Genomic DNA, 22,286 nt, shown 5'->3' on the forward strand with positions numbered 1-22,286 from the left:
CGCATTGAGATTTATGTCCCCACCCACGCATTAGCCCTGGAGTGGAAGGACTTAATTCTGAAGGCCGCCCCAAAACGAACCGTGCGGGTCATTGGAGGCCGAAACCATGTGGCACCCGACGGCAATCCGCTCTGCAGCCGCCACGAGGTTGCAGCTCAAATTAGCAAGGGAGGCCGGTCGGTTTACACACGGCTCTGCTCGAACAGCGATGGTGCACGTTGCAGCGCCTACGCCAGCTGCCCCTATATCAAACAGTTTGAATTCGGACGCGTGTTCATTTACACCCACGCGTACCTGCCATTGGACCGCGGCATGCTGGATGCCCGTGTGCCAGATTTGGTCGTGATCGACGAGGCATTTGCCATGGTTTGCCTGCAGAAAATCGAGTTCAACATCTCCTTGCTGCGACATCCGTCGTTGCCAGAAGAGGCCCGCAATCTCTGTGCCGAAGTTGCCCGTGTTTTACAGGGGAACCACCCACTGCACCCACTGATCACCACAACTAGCAAACGCAATGGCGGCTTGCTCGCTGCAGTCGCAGCACTTCGCACGTCAGCACCACGACCGCAACCAACCCAATCTGACCATCAAGTGCTGGAGATCCTTCAATCTGCGCCAAACTTTGAACCCATAGCAAAATTCTTTGAACACCTGAAACAGGCATGCGCCGCCAAGCTCGTGCTTCAGTCTATTGCTTTTGATGCGGCCACAGGCGTGATCACGGTGCATCATCGCAACGACATCACCCGATTTAAATCGAACTCAAGCAATCAACAATCGCAGCATATTTATCTGCTGGATGCAACCGCTTCACGTGAAATCACAGAGGTGTTTTTCCCCGGTGCAAGGTTTAAGGAATTTCGGGCCAAGCGCAAGGCATATGTCATTCAATGCCGATCGTCCAAATGCTCTAAACGTTCGATCACCCCCGCCAATCACACTACCCCCCAGAGCCAAGCGGACGCAACGCTGAGGCTGAGTGAAATTCAGAAATTGATTGATGAACTCAGCGCCAATCATCAAAGTTTGTTGGTTGTGGGTCCTGCGGCCGTGACTGGAAACCCCAGTAGAAACACGCCGTCATTGGTGACAGCACCGCCACACTCCGCCCTTGCGCACTTCGGTGCTCTACGCGGTGTTGACATGTATAAACACTTTGATTCGGTGCTTGTCATCGGTAGAAATGAGCCACCTACGCAAGCGGTGCAGGACTTGGCCAGAGCCATGTTCTACGATGCTGCAGTACCACTGAAGCTCTCTGACTATTGGATATCCCAACCAAAGGCCTACCAACTCAAATCCAACCCGGAAGGGGTAGACGTCGACTGCCATATTGATCAACGCGTGCAAGCCATTTTGATGCAAATACGGGAAGCAGAAAGCCTACAGGCCATCGACCGCCTGCGTCTGATTCACTGCATTGAGCCCAAACTGGTTGTACTTCTTTCTAACATCCCGCTCGATCTTGAGGTGGATGCCCTGCTCACCTGGGACGAGTTGATATACGGAAACCGCTTGGAGCAGGCGTGGCGGGGTGCTGGTTTGGTCATGCCGTTGGTGCCAGGTTGGCTTTCAGCCAACCACAACGACCTATGGTCCACGCCGGCCGCCGCCAAGAAGGACGTGCAAAGGTTGGTTCAAAAGGGACAAATTACAAATAGATTTTCTATTAGAAAAATGTCCCCTTTTACGTTCGAATACCGGGCATCGGGTCAGCGCCGGGCGAGTTCCTGCTTAAGCAGGGTGTCCGACCCAGTTGCTGTATCCGGGGCGCTGAGCGGCATTCTAGGCTTCCCAGTCCGTGTCACCGGGCCTCTGCCCTCCCAGCATCAATGACCGCAATAGTTCTGCATCAGAGAGCCGCTCCAGGCGTCCCATTTCCACATGCTCCTGGACGTTCAAGTCGACCCTGACCTGCCCGGGCGCATAAAACCCCATCAACTTCGCCACCTCGCCCCCCCCCGGATCATGGCCATGGAGTTACCCTGCTTTCGCGCCTGGTCCACCGCCTCCACAAGGCCATTCAAGACGTCGTCCTCTGAATGGATAGCCTGGCAGCGTCAGCAGCTTGGCACGCCTGCAGCGCCTTCTGAAGGCTGGCGCTCATCAACTATTTGGGGAGTTCAGTGAGCGCTATCGACCGCCAACACCAACTCTGCCTCACTCCGGCCTACGAAGCTGCTGCGCCCTGCGCAATCAGGGCCAGCAGCTCCGCATCACTCATTTTCGAAAAGTTCACCTGCGCAGCAACCTGTCCTCCTGTCAGCTCAATCCGTTTGGTCTCCACCGCATACAAGCCCAGCAGCTTCGCAATCGCGGCCATGGACGACACCATGGCGCCAGGCTGCCGGTCAGTCCGAGCGATTTCAAAAGCATCCAACAATCCCCGCACCACGTCAGCTCGTTGAACACCCAGTTCTTGCGCCAATGCAGCGCCTCGGGCCTGCAATTCGGCTTGAATGTCAGGTTTTGTCAATAATTCGCAGGCAATGGCCCGGCTTGTCTTCTTGGAGTAGCCTGCCCGCTCAGCGGCCGCCGCGCCGTTCATGTCGACCATGTATTCGTCAACAAAACGACTTTGTTTGGCAGTCAATGACTGTGAAATCGGTGCGTTTGGCATACCCCCGATTTTACGAGAATCTATCCCAAATTGCCCTGCAAACGGCGCTGTTCAGCAGCACCATAGAATCATCTCAAAACAACCGTAAATGCGACTCAGGGAGAGACGATGCAAGAGATAGCACCAGAGCTGCAACTTAAGCCGTTGCACGCGCAGACAGCCGTGCCCGACGCCCATGTGCACCATGGACAGTTAACTGCAATGGCAGCCCCTTAAACGCTGTCAGACCAACATGTCCAACCCATTTTTCGACCACCCCATCCTCAACTCCCCCTACGATTGCCCGCAGCGGCACTGGGAGTTAGACACTGACGGGCAGCCCACCCAGCAAGTTCTGCAGACCCGCAGACGTGCCGAGTTCATCACCCCAATCCCCAAGCCCAAAAAGCGCAAAAAGGCGGCCCAACAAGACGAGATGGTGTTTGATGAGGGCAAGAGCTTGTCCACTGGGGCTCAGCAGTACGACATCACCTCCATCATCAACCAAGTACGTCAAGCAGTAGACACCTGGCGCAGCCTGCCCAACACCAGCCAGTGGCAGGTGACGCCCGAAACTGCACGCCTGTTGCAACACTGGCGACACCACGATTTCAGTGGTGTACGCCCATTTTTTTGCCAAGTTGAGGCGGCCGAAACCGCCATTTGGTTGACTGAGGTCGCCCCACAATCCAAGGCAGGCAAGTTGCTGCTGGACCACTTGGCCAGCGCCAACAAAGACGCCAACCCCGAATTGATGCGTCTAGCACTCAAATTGGCCACTGGTGCGGGAAAGACCACTGTAATGGCTATGCTGATCGCCTGGCAAACCATCAACGCGGTGCGCCGTCCCACCAGCAAGAATTTCACCCGTGGCTTCCTGATCTGCGCACCAGGCCTCACCATCAAAGACCGCCTGCGCGTCCTGCAGCCCAACGACCCCAACAGCTACTACAAAGACCGCGAGCTGCTGCCCAGCGACATGCTGGACGACATGAGCCGCGCCAAGATCGTCATAACGAACTACCACGCCTTCAAGATGCGAGAGCGCATTGAGTTGTCCAAGGGTGGCCGTCAGTTGCTTCAGGGCCGCACGGGTGACGCGCCTCTGACACAGGAAACAGAAGGCCAGATGCTCCAACGGGTCATGCCCGACCTAATGGGCCTCAAAAACATCATGGTCATCAACGACGAGGCCCACCACTGCTATCGAGAAAAGCCCACGCCCGAAGATGACGAAACCCTTAAGGGCGACGAAAAGAAGGAAGCCGACAAGAACAACGAAGCTGCCCGTCTGTGGATTTCGGGCCTGGAAGCCGTCAACCGCAAGCTGGGTGTGACCCGTGTCATGGATTTGTCTGCAACCCCGTTCTTTTTGAGCGGCTCTGGCTACGCCGAAGGCACGCTGTTCCCCTGGACCATGAGCGATTTCTCTCTGATGGATGCCATCGAATGCGGCATCGTCAAGCTACCCCGCGTACCAGTGGCCGAGAACATCCCCGGCGAAGAATTGCCGGTGTTTCGCAATCTGTGGGAGCACATTCGCAAGGACATGCCCAAGAAGGGCCGAGGCACGGGTGGCGAGCTCGACCCACTCAAGCTCCCCCTGCGCCTGCAAACTGCTCTGCTTGCCTTGTATGGCCACTATGAGCAAACATACAAACTCTGGGATGACTCCGGCATCAAGGTGCCGCCCTGCTTCATCGTTGTCTGTCAGAACACTGCCATCTCCAAGCTGGTGTACGACTTTGTCTCCGGCTTCCACCGCAAAAACGACGACGACACCACCACGTTGGAGAACGGCCGGCTAACGCTGTTCCGCAACTTTGACGACTCTACCGGCAACCCGCTGCCTCGCCCCAACACTCTATTGATTGACAGCGAACAATTGGAAGCCGGGGACGCCCTCGACGACAGCTTTCGCAACATGGCAGCGGACGAGATCGAGCGGTTCCGCCGCGAGATTGTCGAGCGCAGTGGCGATGCCCGTTCTGGCGACAACATCACCGACCAAGAACTGCTGCGAGAAGTAATGAACACCGTCGGCAAGGCGGGTCAGTTAGGTGGAGGCATCCGCTGCGTTGTGTCAGTTTCAATGCTCACCGAGGGCTGGGATGCCAATACCGTTACCCATGTGCTGGGCATACGCGCTTTTGGCACCCAGTTATTGTGCGAACAGGTTATTGGCCGCGCTCTTCGGCGCCAATCCTATGAACTCAATGAACAAGGCTTGTTCAACGTTGAATACGCCGATGTGTTTGGCATTCCTTTCAACTTCACCGCCAAACCAGTCATTAGCCCACCCCAGCCCCCACGTGAGACGGTGCAGGTCAAGGCCATGCGTCCAGACCGTGACGCCTTGGAGATTCAATTCCCTCGTATCGAGGGCTACCGTGTTGAGTTGCCTGAAGAACGGCTTCAGGCCAGCTTCAACGACGAGTCCATACTCACCCTCAGTCCCGCACTGGTTGGCCCGTCCATTACCAGCAACTTCGGGATCATTGGCGAAGGTGCCGACATGAGCCTCAAGTTCTTGGGTGACATGCGCCCAAGCACACTGCTGTTTCAGCTCACCCAACGGCTGCTTTACACCAAGTGGCGTGATCCCGGCGAAGCACCCAAGTTGCACCTGTTTGGTCAACTCAAACGCATCGTCAAAGAATGGCTGGACGCAGTCGATGATGACGGCAACCCGAAATATCTGGTCTGCAAAGGCGACACCTACCCCGCGTTGTTGATGTACCAGGAACTGGCTGACATGGCTTGCAACAAAATCACTGCAGCGATCACAAGGCAGTTCTTAGGCGATCGCCCTATCAAAGCCTTGCTAGATGCCTATAACCCCACAGGCTCCACGAGCAATGTGCGGTTTAACACCTCCAAGACCGACCGCTGGGAGGCGAGCTCTAAGCACTGCCACCTGAATTGGGTGATCTTGGACAGCGACTGGGAGGCCGAATTCTGCCGTGTCGCGGAATCTCACTCCCAGGTGCTGGCCTACGTCAAAAATCACAACTTGGGCCTGGAAGTACCCTACCGTTTTGGGTCAACTCTGCGCAAGTACCTGCCCGACTTCATCGTGCAGATCGATGACGGCCATGGTGCTGCGGACCCATTGCACCTGATCGTAGAGATCAAAGGCTACCGGGGCGAAGACGCGATAGAGAAGAAGTCCACCATGGACACCTACTGGGTGCCTGGCGTCAACCACTTGGGCAGCTATGGCCGCTGGGCCTTTGCCGAATTCACTGAGGTCTTTCAGATCGAGGCCGATTTCAAAGCCAAGATCGACGCGCAATTCAACCAATTCATTGAGACGGCCGCCAGCAAGGCAGCCGCAGGGAACACGTAAACATGGCCACCAAAACCATCACCAAGTCGGTCGAAACCCTCACCCACGACGACGCCAAGCGCAAAAATATCCCGTCTGTCGAACAACAATCCATTGCATCACGTGAGCAAACCGCACCCAAACAGATTCGTTATCCGCGCAACACCGACCTCGACCCGCAATTGGTCTGGCGAGGCAAGGACGAGCAAGACTGGAGCGACCTGGTGGTCAATGCGCCGCCTCTCTATATCCAGGAAAAAGTTCATCCCAAGGTGCTGATTGACGACCTGCTGCGCACCACCAAAGAACGCGAGAACGACGCCGGGCAGACCACGGCAGACCTGTTTTCAGACTTCAACGGCATCCCGAAAGGTGCAGACAAGACTGAGTTCTACCAGCACGACCAGAACTGGACCAACCGCATGATCCTGGGCGACAGCTTGCAGGTCATGGCCAGCCTGGCCGAGCGCGAGGGCCTGCGTGGCAAGGTGCAGTGCATCTACTTTGACCCGCCCTACGGCATCAAATTTAATAGCAATTTTCAGTGGAGTACCACCAGTCGTGATGTGAAAGATGGCAAGGCAGACCACATCACCCGCGAGCCCGAGCAGGTCAAAGCGTTTCGAGACACTTGGCGCGATGGCATCCACTCGTACCTGACTTATCTGCGCGATCGGCTGACAGTGGCACGGGACTTGTTGACGGAATCAGGATCTATTTTTGTGCAAATTGGTGATGAAAACGTACACCGAGTGCGGGCGGTACTGGATGAGGTGTTTGGCGAAGCAAACCTTGTTTCACAGATTACCGTCGTTAAAACGACTAGTGCCACGTCTCAACATCTAGCCGGCACTTGCGACTTCTTATTGTGGTTTGCCAAGAACTCGGATTCATTAAAGTACCGTCAACCGCTTATGGAAAAGGAAGCGGGAAAAACAGGCGCGGCGCTTTATAACCGCATCCAGTCTATCGACGGTGCTGAAGTAAGGCCACTAACCAATGACGAAGACTTCGCGCGTGACTATTCTGATCAGGGTTGGCACTTGGTGACCTCAGACAATTTGACATCACAGTCCGGTGGAACGACCACACGCGAAGCGATCACGTTCAGAAATAAATCGTATTTACCAGGCAATGGTGGTTGGAAAACCAACACGGAAGGAATGAATCGCCTAATTCTCGCGGCACGCGTTACCCAAGGTGGAAAGGCGCTTCGTTACGTCCGGCGGCTAGTTGATTTCCCAGTCTTTCCTATTGGAAACGTTTGGGATGACATGGCAACAGGAAGCTTTACTGAAAACAAAACCTACGTTGTACAGTCTGCGCAAAAATTGGTACAGCGCTGCATCCTGATGGCCACTGATCCCGGCGACCTCGTACTCGATCCAACCTGCGGGAGTGGGACAACCGCCACCGTCGCCGAACAATGGGGTCGTCGCTGGATCACAGTCGATACCTCGCGGGTAGCGTTGGCGTTGGCTCGCGCTCGCATCATGGGCGCCCGCTATCCGTTTTACCTGCTGGCTGACTCGCGAGAGGGGAAAACCAAGGAAGCAGAGGTTACCCGCACCGCACCCAGCACGCAGCCGGTGCAGGGCAACATCCGCCACGGCTTTGTCTATGAGCGCGTACCGCACATCACACTGAAATCCATCGCGAACAACGCCGAGATCGACGTCATCTGGGACAACTGGCAAGCCACCCTTGAGCCTCTGCGCGACAAGCTCAACGCCGCCCGCAAGGTTGCTTGGCAGGAGTGGGAGATCCCCCGTGCCTCGGAAGAGGCTTGGGACAAAAGCACGCAGACTATTTTCCATGCGCTCAAAGCCGAACAGGGTCTCAAGCGAGATGCAAATCCAGGCAAGATTGCAGATAACCTTCATGCAATCAATCACAACTTAAAGCGGGCATACACGCTGACGACACTGCCAGAGCGTCCGGTTGACGCCTGGCCTGAAGACCAAGTCAAACTGCACGCCGATTGGTGGCAGGCCCGGATTGCCCGGCAAAAGGAGATTGATGCATCGATCGCCGCCAAAGCCGAGTATGAGTACCTGTACGACAAACCGTATGGCAACAACAAGGCCGTACGCGTGGCAGGCCCCTTCACGGTGGAATCGCTCAGCCCGCACCGAATGTTGGGCGTGGATGAGAACGACGAGCTGATTGACACCCTTAACGAGCCAAAAGCCGAAAACCACGCTCGTCAGTCTTTTCCGCAGTTGATTCTGGACAACCTTAAAACCGCTGGCGTGCAGCAGGCCCACAAGGCAGACCGCATCACCTTCATCTCGATCACCCCTTGGCCAGGCGAAGGCGCAGTTTGTGCCGAGGGCCGCTACATGGAAGGTGACATCGAAAAGCGCGCAGGAATTTTCATCGGCCCAGAGTTCGGCACGGTACAGCGAAGTGACCTAGTCGAGGCTGCTCGCGAGTGTGGCGATGCAGACTTTGACGTGCTGATTGCCTGCGCCTTCAACTACGAAGCCCATGCCACCGAATTTTCAAAGCTGGGCAGAATCCCCGTGCTCAAGGCCCGCATGAATGCCGACCTGCACATGGCCGAAGACCTCAAGAACACCGGCAAAGGCAACCTGTTCGTCATCTTTGGTGAGCCAGACATCGACATCCTCAGCCTGGACGGCAAGAGCCTCAAAGTGGTGACGGCCGGCAAAGAGACCTACACCGTCGCAGCGGGTGCCAAATTGATGATCAAAGTCAACGGCGTGGACGTGTTCAAACCCCAAACCGGCGAGGTCATCAGCCACGGCGCTGACGGCATCGCCTGCTGGTTCATCGACACCGACTACAACGAAGAGAGCTTCTTCGTGCGCCACGCCTACTTTTTGGGTGCCAACGACCCCTATAGCGCCCTCAAGACCACGCTCAAAACCGAAATCGACAAGGAAGCTTGGGACACACTGAACAGCGACACCTCGCGACCCTTCGACAAACCGAAGTCGGGGCGGATTGCGGTGAAGGTCATCAATCACTTGGGGGATGAGGTGATGAAGGTATTCAAGGTATGACTGGAAGGCCGGTCACCACTGAGGAGTTCGATCTCAATCGCGTCGCGCTAGGCCGCCTTTTTTCTGACAAGTTTGAAGAAGACCCATGGATTGTCTTTCATGGGACATCATGCGAAAACGGAAATGCCATTGAACGCCAAGGGCTGAGCTACGACCGGAACAATTTCACCAAAGAAGACCTGAGATCGATTGTGGATGTATTCAACGTCATGAATTGGAGCGGAGGTGATACAGGAGGCTTTGCTGTCCTGGCGTCATTTTCGGAAAGCGACTTCGCAGATTCAGAGTCAAGCCCAACCTTCCTGACGGAGATCAGTACTCGAGCATTGCTATATGCGACGCGTGAATTCGCAGGGGGAGAAAAACTCCGCAGTGTTAGACGTGCCCTGGTCGACCTAAGCCGATACGTCACAGACGATTCAATTCGCGGTGAACACATGTCGCAGATGCAGGTTGAATTCAACTACCTGCGGTCAATGAACAGCCACCCTGACCAAATCGAACGATCCCGACCGAAAACCGTTGATCTCTGCTGGCTGTCTAAAAGACTTTCCGAACTACAACCAGTCCAGAAAAAAGCCGCATTGGCCTTAGACAGCCAACAAGGTGGAATTGTTTTTGCACTCAAGCTCCATGAATCTGACTTGCTCGCGATGACCTACGACTCGGCCATGGGAATCAAGGCTAGAGCACCCATCTCGCCGGATCGGATCGTATCTAAAGTCAATATTCCGACTGACTTCATATATGACAGCTTAAGGATCAAAAATGATTTTGATCTTTTCACTATGAAGGCCCGGTCTGGGGTGGTTGGCGGTATACGCACCTTGGTCCAAACTGTGAGAAATAAATGATGGAATTTCGCATCGCCGATACCTTCACCGACAGCCTGGCACGCCTGACCGGCGACGAACAAAAAGCGGTCAAAACCACCGCGTTTGACCTGCAACTGAACCCCGCTCACCCTAGTATGAGCTTGCACCGGATCGAGCAGTCAAAAGACAAGCACTTCTGGTCAGCGCGCGCGGGTAGCGACATCCGCATCGTTCTTCACAAAACGCAAGTCAGTTTGTTGCTGTGTTATGTGGATCACCACGATCGAGCTTACGACTGGGCAGCCCGGCGTAAGCTGGAAACCCACCCTATCACTGGCGCTGCGCAGTTGGTCGAAGTGCGGGAGACGGTGCAACACGTGGTCGTTCCGGTTTACGTGCAGTCAGAATTGCCCCTAGCACCCAGGCCGCGCCCCCCTCCCAAACTGCTGTTTGCCAATAGAGCGGACCCAGAATTGTTGGGTTACGGCGTCCCCCCGGAATGGCTAGACGACGTCAAAGCAGCCACTGAGGACACATTACTTGCTCTAGCCGACCACCTACCGGCTGAGGCAGCAGAGGCACTTTTGGAGCTGGCTACCGGCGGCAAACCGCGTGTGCCTGCAACGGCCGTGGCGACAGTCAATCCGTTCGACCATCCTGATGCGCAACGCCGTTTCCGTGTAATGAGCAACGTGGCCGAGTTAGAGACCGCTCTGAGCTTTCCTTGGGACAAGTGGACGGTCTTTTTGCACCCAGAGCAGCGCCAATGGGTGGAGCGGGATTACACGGGTCCGGCCCGTGTGTCGGGCTCAGCTGGCACTGGAAAAACCATTGTCGCGCTGCACCGCGCTGCACACCTGGCACGCAGCAACCCGGACGCAAGGGTGTTGCTCACCACTTTTTCGGACACGTTGGCCAGCGCCCTGCACACCAAGCTGAAGCGACTGCTCGGCAGCGAGCCTCGCCTAGCAGAGCGCATCGATGTAGCGTCCCTCAAATCCATAGCTCTGCGTCTGTACAAAGCCCAGTTTGGCCCGATCACGCTCGCAAGCCGAGACGCCGTCCGAATGATGCTTAGCGCCGCATCCAGCACTGTTGGCGACCACAAATTCAGCCTGCATTTTCTGATGACTGAATGGGAACATATTGTGGACGCCTGGCAGTTGACGAGCTGGGATGAATACCGCGATGTCACACGCTTGGGCAGAAAAACCCGGTTACCGGAACCCCAGCGGGCGGTTTTATGGTCCATTTTCGAGCAAGTGCGCAGCGCCTTGGCTATGCAGAAGTTGATCACGCACGCGGGCATGTTCACCTGCCTAGCCGCAGTGGTTTCGAACAGCAAACACCCTCCCTTCGACTTTGCCGTCGTGGACGAGGCACAGGATCTCAGCGTAGCACACCTTCGGTTTTTGGCTGCGCTAGGCGCGTCCCGCCCCGACGCGTTGTTTTTTGCCGGGGACCTGGGTCAACGCATTTTTCAGCAACCGTTTTCCTGGAAGTCCTTGGGTGTCGACATTCGCGGCAGGTCGCGCACGTTGCGCATCAACTACCGGACATCCCACCAAATCAGGCAGCAGGCTGACCGATTGTTGGGGGATCAGGCTGTGGATGTGGATGGCAACATCGAGACTCGCAGTGACACGGTGTCAGTCTTCAATGGCGCTCCTCCGAGGATTCAGGTCGGAAAGACCGAAAGTGACGAGATTGAAGTTGTAGGCGCATGGCTGACAGCACAATCCAATGCCGGCATCCTGCCGGAAGAATTCGGCGTGTTTGTTCGCTCAGAAGCCCTGTTCCCTCGGGCGCAAGCTGCAGTTTCAGCCTCTGGCCTTCCGTTCAAGGTGCTTGATGAGTACGTCGAATCCGTCAGCGGTCACGTATCCATCATCACCATGCACCTGGCCAAAGGGCTGGAATTTCGTGCGGTTGTCGTGATGGCTTGTGACGATGAGGTCATCCCTCTACAGGAGCGCATTGAGACCGTCGGTGACGATGCCGACTTGCAAGAAGTGTACGACACAGAAAGGCACCTGCTGTACGTCGCCTGTACCCGAGCACGCGATCAGTTGCTGGTGACTGCGACCGAACCGGCTTCGGAGTTTCTGGATGACTTACGGCCGACAGGTCACTGAAGATGAAACTTGACTTGCGACGGTCAAGAACTCGACACGACTTGCCCATAAAAGACCGTGCGGCAGGGAGCTAGGGAACTTCGTTGAATTGCTCCAATCCCGGCATGGTCAGTGACGGTGACAGCTGGCAGCTGTGGTGATGTACCGCAGTACCCCGAGAACGTGCCAGGTGAGGGCTGCCAACGCCCAACTTTCCAAGATGAAAACACATTGAGCTAAAAATCTGGAAGCAATTGATGTCTGAATATCATGATGATGAAAAGTGGATCTGCTACCACTGTGTTGGCGAAGAATTTTTGGCGAATGAGATCGATCAAACAGGGCAAGTTGCATATTGCGGCAACCAAGCTGCCCAGGCTTGGACACTTGAGACCTTGCCAGATCGTGTAGGTCCGATCTTCGAAAAAAACTACATGCTCAGTGTGAGTGAGCCTGATGGGTATGAGTGGGCATTGATCAAGGACCCTGAGAGTGACTATGAATGGACAAGGGAGGGGTACGGTCCACAGGACGCGCTTGAGCGAAAGCGGCTGCCCCACCAGGTGCGCCGAAAATCGGGCAGTTTCAACCCGGCAGCGGACTGGATCAAGGTCTTGACGATGCACCTGAGCAAGGGCCTAGAGTTTCCCAACGTCGCCCTGCCCGGCATTGGCCAGCTGCCCACCGAGGGCGAGGATGAGCAGACAGAGGCTCAACTCTTTTACGTTGCCAGTACCCGTGCCACCTCACAGTTGATACTGACCAGCAGTGCCGACTCCAAGTTCAGCCTGCGGCTGTCCCAGAACTAAAGATCACGGTCATATTGAGTCGAGTGAAGACTCGGAATTAGCGTCTCTGAGCAACTTGACTATGAGTTCCAAGCTACTTTCCCGCCAGCACATCTGCTTCGCACTTCTTCAGGAATCCGGTCTTGGCAGCGCCAGCCAAAGGCTTCCCGGCCTTGCTGATGGCCTTGTCGGCGCAACCCGATGGAGCTGCCGCGCCACCGCTGTCAGCTTCACACTTTTTCATGAATGCGTTCTTGGCGGCACCGGCAAGCGGTTTACCCGCCTTGCTGACGGCTTTAGCCGAACACTCTGATGCGGCCGGCGTTGCTGCGGCAGCGACCTGAGAAAACATCGCGCTGATGGCAAGTACGGTACCAAGGGCGAGTGAAACAGACTTGATCATAGAAGTGTTCTCGGTAGAGATGGGTTGGTTGAGATGCCGAGAGCAGATTAGCACGCAGGGCCGGGTCAAAGCGTGACTTTTGACGCAGAGTAACGATCTATTTCAACCCCATCCCACGCCCTGTATTCTGCCGCTAATCCAGTGCCTGATTGAGCAAACCGGCTAATCTAGACCCCGCCGTTTTCAAGCGTTGATCCAGGGTTGGCAGGTAGCGGTCCACGTAGACCGCGGGCACCTTGCGTTCCGGGTAGAAACCTGGCTCACCAACAATCCGGCAAGACTCTTCTGCGGCGTGGACCAGGTTCAGGTCGCTTACGCTCTTGGAGGCAGGCGTTCGCTGCAGCCGAGCAGCCAGGGTGTCAACGTCCTCATCCATGCTTTTGATCAACCCACTGTCCCATAAAGCGTGCAGGTTTGACCCTCGTCCGAATGCTTGAACCTGATAGGTGTTGCCGCCCTTGTCATCGCGGTAGCCACCATGAAGCGGTTGGTGAACATCGGCCACCAGATGCACCAGGTACTTCAGGGCGGCCAGTCGGCGCTCATCTGGCGCATTGGAGCGCAACACAGCCACCTGCTTCTCAATCGCGCCGACAACGCACTGACCACCTGGGCAATCCCGTTCTTTGTCGAAGGTACAGGTGTCCCGGGGGAAGTTGATGTAATGCCAGCCTGCGGTGGTTGGGTTACGGTGCTCATCGGCCCAGGTCGAGATCGACGCCAGTGTTTCGCCCGGTTCCAGCGCCAACAAGCGATCAACTTCGCGTCGGGCCGGGGCACTCAACTGGGCTTGCGCCAGATTGGCGACCACCTTGTGCCCTTGAACGCCCCAGGCCAGGACAGGACTCGGCTGAGAAAACGCAATAAAAGCTGTCAGGGCCAGTGTGACGTTTCGGATCACCCCTGTCACTTGGCGTGCCCTTTGACGTGCTTGATCAGTCCTTCACAGGCGTCCTCCACCAAGTCCAGAACCTGCTCAAAGCCTTGATCTCCACAGTAGTAAGGGTCCGGAACGACCGGGCTGTCTTGACGCTGGCAAAACTCGGTCAGACGTCTGACCTTGCCCTGGTGGGCATCGGGGCAGGCAGCCTGAATCAGCGCCAGGTTGTCCCAGTCCATCGCCAATATCAAGTCGTAGGTCTCGAAGTCACTGTCGGTGATTTGGCGAGCCCTCAGGTCTGACAGGTCATACCCACGCTTGAGGGCATGGTGCTGAGACCGAGCATCAGCTGGGCTGCCGGGGTGGTAGTTGTGGGTGCCGGCTGAATCGATATTTACCCACTGGGCGAGACCTTGATCCGTCACCATCTGACGAAAGACGCCGTGAGCGGTTGGACTGCGACAGATATTGCCCATGCAAACGAAGAGAATGGAATAGGAAGACATGACCTATTTTCCTATGTAGAAGCCAAGAGCTGGACTTCACCCGCGTCAATGGGAATCTGCTTGCGTCGAGGCAGGTCTTTGGACTTCACCCGCTTTAATAGACACCTGTTAAGGTCGAAATTGAACTGGAGAGTTAGTCATGAAGAGAGTCAGATACCCAGCGGAATTCAAAGCTGAGGCAGTCAAGCAAGTGACCCAGCGCGGTCGCGGGGTAGTGGATGTGGCCAAGCGCCTTGACATGTCGGACAAAAGCCTCTACCTTTGGGTGCGCCTTGCTCAACAGCAGCAAGGCGTTGGTAGTGGTGAAAACGCTTCGCTCAAGGCAGAGGTGTCCCGCCTCAAGGCTGAACTCAAAAAGGCCAACGAGGAGCGTGACATCCTAAAAAAGGCCGCAACGTACTTTGCCAAACTGTCCGGGTGAAGTACGCATTCATGGCAGCGCATCAAAGCCAGTTTCGCGTGAGCAGCATGTGCCGGATGCTTCGGATTCAGCGCAGCGGCTACTACGCCCGGCAGACTAGGCCAAAGTCATCGCGCAGCCTGGCCGATGAATCCCTATTGCTAAACATCAAACAGTCCTTTGAGGACAGTCTGGGTATCTACGGCAGCCCACGCGTTCACTGTGACCTGCGTGAGGCCGGTATTGCATGTGGCGAGAAACGTGTGGCACGCCTGATGCGTCAAGCTCAACTGCGCTCTGTGCGTGGCTATAAGCGTCCACGCTACAGGATTGGGATGCCAGCCACCACCGCACCCAATCGGTTGCAACGGGAATTCACAGTCGCCCAGCTCGACCAGGTTTGGGTCACTGACATCACTTATATACGCACCCACGAGGGCTGGCTGTATTTGACCGTTGTGATTGACCTGTACTCACGCTCCGTCGTGGGCTGGTCCATGAATTCCACCATGGCCACCGAGCTGGTGCTGGACGCGCTGATGATGGCCGTGTGGCGCAGGCGCCCGAAGACCCCGGTGATGATTCATTCGGACCAGGGCAGCCAGTTTGGTAGTGATGATTTCAACCGCTGGTGCAAAGACAACCAGTTGGTGCCCAGCATGAGTCGCCGGGGAAACTGTTGGGACAATGCAGTTGCAGAGTCCTTCTTCAGCAGCTTGAAGAAGGAACGAATCAAGTGGCGTATCTATGCTTCCCGACAGGAAGCCAAGTCCGACGTGTTTGATTACATAGAGGGTTTTTACAATCGAGTCCGCAGGCACAGTCACCTAGACCAACTGAGCCCGCTGGCATTCGAGCAGCTTCGAACTGGAAGCTGAAATTTGTCTACGAAAGCGGGTGAAGTCCATCAAGCCTCCGCAACTTGTACGGGCGCTTCTTGATGCGAAGGCGGTAATTCAAGCCGCTTATTCATAAGAAGGCCATGGTGTCAGCGCTTCAGGCCAGAGGCTGAGCAGGCGCGGCTGTCTGGCGCAGTTCTGACGGCCACGTCACTGGCAGTGGATGCAAGCGATGGCGTACCGAGTCAAGATCGGCGGCTGTGTCCAGGTCCGTAATGTACGCCTCATGCACTGTGTCTAACACCTGCGTTGCCTCACCAGCTCCGATAAGCCACTCTCGCACGCCACCCAAAAACGGCTGGGCCACCGCCTGGACAGCTGGCCAGGATAGGCAGACTGGATGACCTCGCACACCATGGACCATCGGCACCTGTGCGTGTATCCGGGCGGGACGCTCCCGCCATGCCTCGAGCAAGTGCACAACATGTTCGCCCGTCAGCAGGGGCAGGTCGGCCACAAGCAGCATCAGGTCGCGACCGAACTGGTGCTGTATGTGGTCTTGCACTGCCAGCCGCTGCGACTGCACGAGCTGGGCATCGGGCACACGGCGGTGCACCACCCGCACTCCGCTGCGACGGGCTAGCGGCACCAGGGTTTCTGCATACGGGCCGATCACGACACTGATGTTGTCGATGCCGGCCTGCCGTAGGGCCTGCGCGAGCCGTTCGAACAGGCTCTGTCCGTCAATCAGTAAAGCGGACTTGGGCATGCCGCCTAAGCGCAACCCCAGTCCTGCGGCCAACAGGGTAGCGGCCGGCGGAGGTGATGCTGTGACGGAAGCGGTCATGTGCTCATACACAGCATATGGCGGTCAGATGTGCACCGGTTATTCAAGAAAATGTAGCTTTGCTTCCTGGTGCCTGAACCCACCGCGCCCTCTTGATGGCACTCTTCTATCGCATCAACAGTGTGTCTCATCGTGACGGCCGATCGAACTATGCTGCGCACGGTTCAGTGCGCGTCGTGGAAGAACTTCAACAGATCCAGAGCAGCTGTGTTTGATTGCTGAAATGCTGCCGGGTCGAAGGATGCTTCACCGATGCGTGCGTACCCGGGTAACTCGGAAAAAAGCGCGTCATCGACATTCTTGAAGCCCATTGACCACTCGCTGAACATTCGGCTTTCTATTTCGCCAGAGCCAAAGGTCAGGACGGTGTGATGGCGCTTGTCGCGCTTAATTTTGTCAAACAGTGAGCGCACTTCGCTTTCGTCACCTTCAAGCATCTGGATGAAGTGCCCGGTGTCGCTGTCGGTTGAGTATCTGTAGATCAATAGGCCTGTAAGGCCCATCGCGGTATTCCATTTTCGGCTCTGTGACAGCAACTGATCGAGCTCCGCTGTATTCATCGGCTTTTTTGCTTGGCTAACGTAAATCATGTAGTACATCAATTCTCCTTAGATTTCTATGTCTTCAACGCGACCAACACCTCATCAAGCATCTTATTGGCATCGCCGAAGAGCATGCGGTTGTTATCTTTGTAGAGCATCGGATTATCGACACCAGCGTAGCCCGAAGCCATGCTGCGCTTCATCACAATGGATGTTCGTGCCTTCCAAACTTCCAGCACTGGCATGCCGGCGATCGGGCAGGTAGGGTCATCCTGCGCCGCCGAGTTTACGATGTCATTGGCACCGATCACGATATTCACATCCGTATCGGGAAAGTCATCGTTGAACTCATCTATTTCAAACACGAGGCGCGGAGTGGAAAACTAAGCGTTGGGGTCGGCGAGCACTTCCGCGAGTTGCACCCGACGACCTTCCCGGGCTGAAATAATGCCTGCGCGAATCACACCGAGGGAACGGGTGGCATATTCGCCCCCTGTTTCAGGAGTTCCTTGCCCTCGGACAGCCGCTGCGAACTCATCGAGTTCGTCTACGAAGGTATCGTTTTTAGTGAAGGGGATTGCCTCTACTTTTTCTGTGCCGCGTTTAATGAAACGCAGGCCGCTATGCAGGTCGAAATAGGCGCTGGCTTCCTTGCCATATATGTTCATCACATAATTTTCGGTTGCAGAAGCATAACTTGCATTGACGGTCGAGAGCGCCCCGCTCTCATGCTGCAGCAACAGCGACGCCACATCGGGGTTGTCACCCGGTAGCACCAGTTGTGCCGCCTGTCCACTGACTGCCACGATCGGACCCATCAGGTATTCGAGCACATCGACATAGTGGACGCCAATTTGCAGCATCACGCCGCCCGGCATGCCTTCAGCTTGATAGCGCCAAGAAGTCAGGTCGATCTTACCCAAACGGTCACGGCTGATGTTGGCTTCTGCGTTGACCAGTTTGCCAAACACCCCGGCGTCGATTTGCTGCTTGATCCAGCGGAACTGGCTCTCTCGCCGGCGCTGGTAGCCCAGGGCTAGAACGACGCCGGCCTTGCGACAGGCCTCGGTGATAGCGCGTCCTTCTGCCAGGGTATTGGCAATCGGCTTGTCAAGAAATACATGCTTGCCGGCTTCAGCGGCCTGACGTGTGGTTTCCAGGTGCACGTTGTTAGGCGTGGTGTTGATGATGGCGTCAATCGATTTGTCAGCCAGCATCTCTTCGTAGGTGCTCGCTTCAGCGCAGCCGTACTTCGTGGCAAACGCCGCGCGTTTGTCTTCCGAACGCGTGTAGCACGATCGAATGACAAATTTGTCCGAGCGCTTCATAGCATCGGCCAGAACATCGGACCACCAGCCCATGCCGAGGCAGCCAACGTTGATAGGTGTAAATGACATCAGATTTTCTCCAGTTGAGTAATTAAATTTTGGATGCTGTAAAAATCGAGGCGCTATTTGCCTCAATTCCTGGCTGCGCGAACTCGGCAGGATCGTCGCTTCAGCCGCGCAATGCGACCAATACTTCATCAAGCATCTTCTTGGCGTCGCCGAAGAGCATGCGGTTGTTATCTTTGTAGAACAGCGGGTTATCGACACCAGCGTAGCCCGAAGCCATGCTGCGCTTCATCACGATGGAGGTCCGCGCCTTCCAGACCTCAAGCACCGGCATACCGGCGATCGGACTGGTAGGGTCATCCTGCGCTGCCGGGTTCACGATGTCGTTCGCACCGATGATCATGGCCACATCGGTGCCGGCGAAGTCGTCGTTGAGTTCGTCCATCTCAAACACGATGTCATAAGGCACCCGTGCCTCGGCCAGCAGTACATTCATGTGACCAGGCATTCGCCCGGCCACAGGATGAATGCCAAAACGCACATTCACTCCTTTCTCGCGCAGGTGCTTGGTGATCTCGAACACTGTGTGCTGCGCTTGCGCCACTGCCATACCGTAGCCGGGTACGATGATCACGTTCTTGGCCTCGCGCAGCAGCTCGGCTGTCTCCGTGGCAAGGATGGGGTTGACCTCGCCGGCAGGCTCGGTTGACGCACCGTCCGACGCTTTGGGGGCAGCGGCTACGGTGCCAAAGCCTCCGGCAATCACACTGATGAAGCTGCGGTTCATGGCGTTGCACATAATGTAAGACAGGATTGCGCCACTGGATCCCACCAGCGCGCCGGTTACGATCAGCAAGTCGTTGCCCAGCATGAACCCGGTGGCTGCCGCGGCCCAACCCGAATAGCTGTTGAGCATGGACACCACCACCGGCATGTCTGCGCCGCCAATGGCCATCACCATATGAATGCCGAAGAGCAGCGCGATGGCGCTCATGATGAATAACGGGAGCATGCCTTCATCAATTGTGGGCGCCTGCAAGAACATCCTGCCAAAATAAATCACTGCAAGAAGGCCAACCAGATTCAGCCAGTGACGGCCGGGCAGCAAGAGTGGGCTACCACCGATACGGCCCGACAGCTTGCCAAAAGCAGCCACAGAGCCCGAGAACGTGACCGCACCAATAAAGATGCCTATGTAAATTTCAATCGCATGGATCGCGTGCTCCGCGCCCTCGAGGCTTTTGGAAGCTTCAGGATCCACATAGGTGGCGTAGCCCACCAACACGGCAGCCATACCGACCATGCTGTGCATCAGCGCCACGAGCTCGGGCATTTGCGTCATTTGCACAGTGCGCGCGGCATACAGGCCAATGGCACCGCCCAGCAGCATGGCACCGACGATCCAAGGGACGCCAGCGGCAGTAACTTGTGGGCCAAACACGGTGGCGGCGACAGCGAGCGCCATGCCAAGCATGCCAAACAAGTTGCCACGCCGGGCTGATTCCTGATTGGACAGGCCGCCCAGGCTGAGGATAAAAAGAATGGTAGCTCCGATGTAGGAGACCGTTGAAAGGCTTGCGGACATGAAAGTGTCTCCTTCTTATTTGCGGAACATCGCCAGCATGCGCTGGGTGACGGCAAAGCCGCCAAACATATTGATGGCAGTCAGCACGAGCGCCACCGCGGCCAGCGCGATAATCAACGTGTCGGGCCGTTGGGCAGCATTGGCGATGGGCGAGATTTGTACCAATGCGCCGATTGCGATGATGGAGCTGATCGCATTGGTCACGCTCATGAGTGGCGTATGCAGCGCGGGCTTGACGTTCCAGACCACCATGTAGCCCACGAAGCAGGCCAATATAAACACCGTAAAGTGCGACAAGAACGCCGCTGGCGCGTAAGCACCAATCATCGCGAACAACACGGCTGTGGTCCCAGCCACAATGGCCAACTTGCCAGTGGGCATCGGCTCTGAGGATTCGCCGTGACTGTGGCCTTTCTTTGCATTGACCACAGTGGCCGGCTTTACGGCCAGTTTGGGCGCGGCGACCAGCGGCGGCGCGGGCCAAGTGATCTCACCATTTTTAACCACAGTGAGGCCTCGAATAGCGTCGTCTTCCATGTTGACGTTAATGACGCCATCCTTGGTCTTGCAAAGCTCTTCCGTCAGGCGGAACAGATTGGTGCCGTAGAGCGTGGACGACTGGCATGCCATGCGCGAGGCTAAGTCCGTGAAGCCGACGATGGTCACACCGTGCGTGACCACGGACTTGCCGGGCTCGGTCAATTCGCAGTTGCCGCCCTGCTCGGCGGCCATGTCTACGATCACGCTGCCGGGCTTCATGCTTCGAACCATCTCGGCGGTGATCAGCTTGGGCGCGGGTTTGCCGGGGATGAGCGCGGTGGTGATGATGATGTCCACCTCACGGGCCTGCTTGGCGTACATCTCGCGCTGGGCTCTCTGAAAGCCCTCGCTCATTACCTTCGCGTAGCCGCCGCCGCCCGAGCCTTCTTCTTCATAGTCCACTTTGACGAATTCACCGCCCAACGAAACGACTTGGTCGGCCACTTCAGCGCGGGTGTCGTTGGCGCGCACGATGGCGCCCAAGCTGGCGGCAGCGCCAATCGCGGCCAAACCGGCTACGCCGGCGCCGGCGATGAAGACCTTGGCGGGGGGCACTTTGCCCGCGGCCGTGATCTGGCCGTTGAAGAAGCGGCCAAAAGCGTTGGCCGCCTCGACCACGGCGCGGTAACCGCTGACACCGGCCATAGAGGTCAGTGCATCCATCTTCTGGGCGCGGCTGAGCGTGCGTGGCAGTGCGTCAATGGATAGCGCCGTGACCTTTTTGGCCGCAAACTTCTGCATCAAATCGGGGTTTTGGGCAGGCCACAAAAAGCCAATCAGGGTCTGGCCTTCGTGCATCAGCGCCACTTCGTCTGGCGTGGGTGCGCGCACCTTGAAGATGATGTCGCTGTCGTTCCACAGCGCCGCAGCGTTGGGCACAATCGTTGCACCGGCTTGCACATAGGCGTCGTCCGACAGGTCAGCAAGGTCGCCCGCGCCTTGTTCCACGACTACGGCAAAGCCGAGTTTGACCAGCTTGGTCACTGCATCAGGGACCGTGGCAACGCGCTTTTCGCCTGGAAATATTTCTTTAGGCACGCCAATACGTTGAGGTATTGGGGCCGAAACGCCTTTGGTAGCATTGTCGATCGGTTGGACAGAAATCATGAAAAAAACCTCAAGGCAGGAGTTTGAAACAGTATGAAGAAGGGAAAAATGTTTCAAAAATGTATGGGAATCAGAAATAGGTCGCTAAAAATCAATGATTGGCCTTAAGTGCGAAATCCATAGCAGGAACAGTGCGCATCAACCAAGACTTGCAACGACTTAAACATTTACCAGATTCTGATTCACACCTGAAGCTTTCGAAATCATCGTTGCAGTTATTAACTAATAAGCTAAGGTTGGGTGTGAAAGAGAGGCCAATCGCCGATGTAGCTTTTCAACATGCGATTCTCTTGATCCTGCTCTGCAAATACGGCACGAGCGACATCGTGAAATGACAGCACACCGATCAGCTCGCCTCTGTCAAGCACGGGCATGTAGCGTTGGTGTTTACTGATCATCAGCGCACGGAGATTGTGCAGTTCGACTTCGGGCGCGGTGCAGATCGGCGTCGAGTTCATTACCTCCCGCACCTTGAGCTCGGCGACAGGTGGCGTCGGCCCGCTGCGCAACTCCTTTTGACGCTGCGCCAGCACGAAGATCACCTCGCGGAAGGTAAGCAGACCAACCACCGTGCGGCCATCCATCACGACCAATGACCCCAGGTCCTCGTCAGCCATGGTGATCACACAT

At 56.3% G+C, this 22,286-nt stretch carries 17 protein-coding genes and 1 pseudogene; 7 read left to right on the top strand and 11 right to left on the bottom strand.

Annotated elements, in window-relative coordinates:
- Nucleotides 1-312 precede the first annotated feature (312 nt).
- Entirely contained in the window at nucleotides 313-1,836 is a 1,524-nt protein-coding gene (locus J8G15_RS05780; RefSeq protein WP_210546578.1) for a hypothetical protein, read from the top strand.
- Between the two features lie 334 nt (nucleotides 1,837-2,170).
- Here J8G15_RS05780 and J8G15_RS05785 read toward each other — a convergent pair whose 3' ends face one another.
- Nucleotides 2,171-2,620, bottom strand: coding sequence for a terminase small subunit (locus J8G15_RS05785; RefSeq protein WP_210546579.1), 450 nt, complete (start codon nucleotides 2,618-2,620; stop codon nucleotides 2,171-2,173).
- Nucleotides 2,621-2,852: 232 nt separating this feature from the next.
- On the opposite strand from J8G15_RS05785, the gene J8G15_RS05790 reads away from it, so the two are divergent.
- From J8G15_RS05790 to J8G15_RS22030, 5 genes are all read left to right on the top strand, one after another.
- Entirely contained in the window at nucleotides 2,853-5,948 is a 3,096-nt protein-coding gene (locus J8G15_RS05790; protein WP_210546580.1) for a BPTD_3080 family restriction endonuclease, read from the top strand.
- Between the two features lie 2 nt (nucleotides 5,949-5,950).
- Nucleotides 5,951-8,956, top strand: coding sequence for a site-specific DNA-methyltransferase (locus tag J8G15_RS21445; protein ID WP_240538456.1), 3,006 nt, complete (start codon nucleotides 5,951-5,953; stop codon nucleotides 8,954-8,956).
- Nucleotides 8,953-9,810, top strand: a complete 858-nt coding sequence (locus J8G15_RS05805; RefSeq protein WP_210546581.1) for a hypothetical protein — start codon at nucleotides 8,953-8,955, stop codon at nucleotides 9,808-9,810. Before J8G15_RS21445 ends, J8G15_RS05805 begins: the two co-directional genes overlap by 4 nt.
- Nucleotides 9,810-11,906 carry a 3'-5' exonuclease gene (locus tag J8G15_RS05810; RefSeq protein WP_210547481.1) on the top strand — a complete coding sequence of 699 codons (2,097 nt, stop codon included), beginning with the start codon at nucleotides 9,810-9,812 and terminating at the stop codon, nucleotides 11,904-11,906. The genes J8G15_RS05805 and J8G15_RS05810 overlap by 1 nt, the downstream gene beginning before the upstream one ends.
- A 236-nt stretch (nucleotides 11,907-12,142) precedes the next feature.
- Nucleotides 12,143-12,694 carry a 3'-5' exonuclease gene (locus tag J8G15_RS22030; protein WP_210546582.1) on the top strand — a complete coding sequence of 184 codons (552 nt, stop codon included), beginning with the start codon at nucleotides 12,143-12,145 and terminating at the stop codon, nucleotides 12,692-12,694.
- Nucleotides 12,695-12,767: 73 nt separating this feature from the next.
- On the opposite strand, the gene J8G15_RS05820 is transcribed toward J8G15_RS22030, so the two are convergent.
- The 3 genes from J8G15_RS05820 to J8G15_RS05830 form a co-directional block, all read right to left on the bottom strand.
- The gene (locus J8G15_RS05820; protein ID WP_210546583.1) at nucleotides 12,768-13,076 is read right to left on the bottom strand and encodes a hypothetical protein; all 309 of its coding nucleotides are present in this window, start codon (nucleotides 13,074-13,076) and stop codon (nucleotides 12,768-12,770) included.
- A 133-nt stretch (nucleotides 13,077-13,209) separates the two neighbouring features.
- Complete coding sequence (locus J8G15_RS05825; protein ID WP_210546584.1) at nucleotides 13,210-13,977, bottom strand: S1/P1 nuclease; 768 nt, start codon at nucleotides 13,975-13,977, stop codon at nucleotides 13,210-13,212.
- A gap of 5 nt (nucleotides 13,978-13,982) precedes the next feature.
- On the bottom strand, nucleotides 13,983-14,462 hold the full coding sequence (locus J8G15_RS05830; protein WP_210546585.1) for a low molecular weight protein-tyrosine-phosphatase: 480 nt from the start codon (nucleotides 14,460-14,462) through the stop codon (nucleotides 13,983-13,985).
- A gap of 139 nt (nucleotides 14,463-14,601) precedes the next feature.
- Here J8G15_RS05830 and J8G15_RS05835 point away from each other — a divergent pair.
- Nucleotides 14,602-15,740, top strand: a protein-coding gene (locus tag J8G15_RS05835) for an IS3 family transposase (protein ID WP_210546586.1) whose coding sequence is annotated in 2 segments (ribosomal slippage) — nucleotides 14,602-14,842 and nucleotides 14,842-15,740 — 1,140 coding nt in all. Because the reading frame shifts where the segments join, the coding sequence is not laid out codon by codon here.
- A 118-nt stretch (nucleotides 15,741-15,858) separates the two neighbouring features.
- Here the strand turns inward: J8G15_RS05835 and J8G15_RS05840 are convergent.
- The 7 genes and pseudogenes from J8G15_RS05840 to J8G15_RS05870 form a co-directional block, all read right to left on the bottom strand.
- Entirely contained in the window at nucleotides 15,859-16,548 is a 690-nt protein-coding gene (locus J8G15_RS05840; RefSeq protein WP_210546587.1) for an NTP transferase domain-containing protein, read from the bottom strand.
- Between the two features lie 164 nt (nucleotides 16,549-16,712).
- The gene (locus J8G15_RS05845) at nucleotides 16,713-17,147 is read right to left on the bottom strand and encodes a BLUF domain-containing protein (RefSeq protein ID WP_210546588.1); all 435 of its coding nucleotides are present in this window, start codon (nucleotides 17,145-17,147) and stop codon (nucleotides 16,713-16,715) included.
- A gap of 17 nt (nucleotides 17,148-17,164) precedes the next feature.
- Nucleotides 17,165-17,458 (bottom strand): annotated as a pseudogene (locus tag J8G15_RS05850) (NAD(P)(+) transhydrogenase (Re/Si-specific) subunit beta); the annotation flags it as partial.
- A gap of 15 nt (nucleotides 17,459-17,473) precedes the next feature.
- A complete protein-coding gene (locus J8G15_RS05855) occupies nucleotides 17,474-18,616 on the bottom strand; it encodes a Gfo/Idh/MocA family protein (RefSeq protein ID WP_210546589.1) in 1,143 nt (380 codons plus the stop codon).
- On the bottom strand, nucleotides 18,588-20,009 hold the full coding sequence (pntB, locus tag J8G15_RS05860) for a Re/Si-specific NAD(P)(+) transhydrogenase subunit beta (protein WP_210546590.1): 1,422 nt from the start codon (nucleotides 20,007-20,009) through the stop codon (nucleotides 18,588-18,590). Before pntB ends, J8G15_RS05855 begins: the two co-directional genes overlap by 29 nt.
- Before the next feature lie 15 nt (nucleotides 20,010-20,024).
- Nucleotides 20,025-21,656 (bottom strand): Re/Si-specific NAD(P)(+) transhydrogenase subunit alpha, encoded by a 1,632-nt coding sequence (locus tag J8G15_RS05865; RefSeq protein WP_210546591.1) that lies wholly within the window; start codon nucleotides 21,654-21,656, stop codon nucleotides 20,025-20,027.
- A gap of 230 nt (nucleotides 21,657-21,886) precedes the next feature.
- Nucleotides 21,887-22,273, bottom strand: a complete 387-nt coding sequence (locus J8G15_RS05870) for a CBS domain-containing protein (RefSeq protein WP_370627501.1) — start codon at nucleotides 22,271-22,273, stop codon at nucleotides 21,887-21,889.
- Between the last annotated feature and the right edge of the window lie 13 nt (nucleotides 22,274-22,286).

This window comes from Rhodoferax sp. PAMC 29310, assembly GCF_017948265.1.
Classification (GTDB): domain Bacteria; phylum Pseudomonadota; class Gammaproteobacteria; order Burkholderiales; family Burkholderiaceae_C; genus Rhodoferax.

Excerpts from the sequence above, each read along its gene's own strand:
- J8G15_RS05780 (WP_210546578.1), top strand. The coding sequence starts at position 313 with ATGCTGGATGCCCGTGTGCCAGATTTGGTCGTGATCGACGAGGCATTT.
- pntB (WP_210546590.1), bottom strand. The coding sequence starts at position 20,009 with ATGTCCGCAAGCCTTTCAACGGTCTCCTACATCGGAGCTACCATTCTT.
- J8G15_RS05830 (WP_210546585.1), bottom strand. The coding sequence starts at position 14,462 with ATGTCTTCCTATTCCATTCTCTTCGTTTGCATGGGCAATATCTGTCGC.
- J8G15_RS05810 (WP_210547481.1), top strand. The coding sequence starts at position 9,810 with ATGGAATTTCGCATCGCCGATACCTTCACCGACAGCCTGGCACGCCTG.
- J8G15_RS21445 (WP_240538456.1), top strand. The coding sequence starts at position 5,951 with ATGGCCACCAAAACCATCACCAAGTCGGTCGAAACCCTCACCCACGAC.
- J8G15_RS05870 (WP_370627501.1), bottom strand. The coding sequence starts at position 22,273 with ATGGCTGACGAGGACCTGGGGTCATTGGTCGTGATGGATGGCCGCACG.
- J8G15_RS22030 (WP_210546582.1), top strand. The coding sequence starts at position 12,143 with ATGTCTGAATATCATGATGATGAAAAGTGGATCTGCTACCACTGTGTT.
- J8G15_RS05845 (WP_210546588.1), bottom strand. The coding sequence starts at position 17,147 with ATGTACTACATGATTTACGTTAGCCAAGCAAAAAAGCCGATGAATACA.
- J8G15_RS05840 (WP_210546587.1), bottom strand. The coding sequence starts at position 16,548 with ATGACCGCTTCCGTCACAGCATCACCTCCGCCGGCCGCTACCCTGTTG.
- J8G15_RS05855 (WP_210546589.1), bottom strand. The coding sequence starts at position 18,616 with ATGAAGTATTGGTCGCATTGCGCGGCTGAAGCGACGATCCTGCCGAGT.
- J8G15_RS05785 (WP_210546579.1), bottom strand. The coding sequence starts at position 2,620 with ATGCCAAACGCACCGATTTCACAGTCATTGACTGCCAAACAAAGTCGT.
- J8G15_RS05865 (WP_210546591.1), bottom strand. The coding sequence starts at position 21,656 with ATGATTTCTGTCCAACCGATCGACAATGCTACCAAAGGCGTTTCGGCC.
- J8G15_RS05790 (WP_210546580.1), top strand. The coding sequence starts at position 2,853 with ATGTCCAACCCATTTTTCGACCACCCCATCCTCAACTCCCCCTACGAT.
- J8G15_RS05805 (WP_210546581.1), top strand. The coding sequence starts at position 8,953 with ATGACTGGAAGGCCGGTCACCACTGAGGAGTTCGATCTCAATCGCGTC.
- J8G15_RS05820 (WP_210546583.1), bottom strand. The coding sequence starts at position 13,076 with ATGATCAAGTCTGTTTCACTCGCCCTTGGTACCGTACTTGCCATCAGC.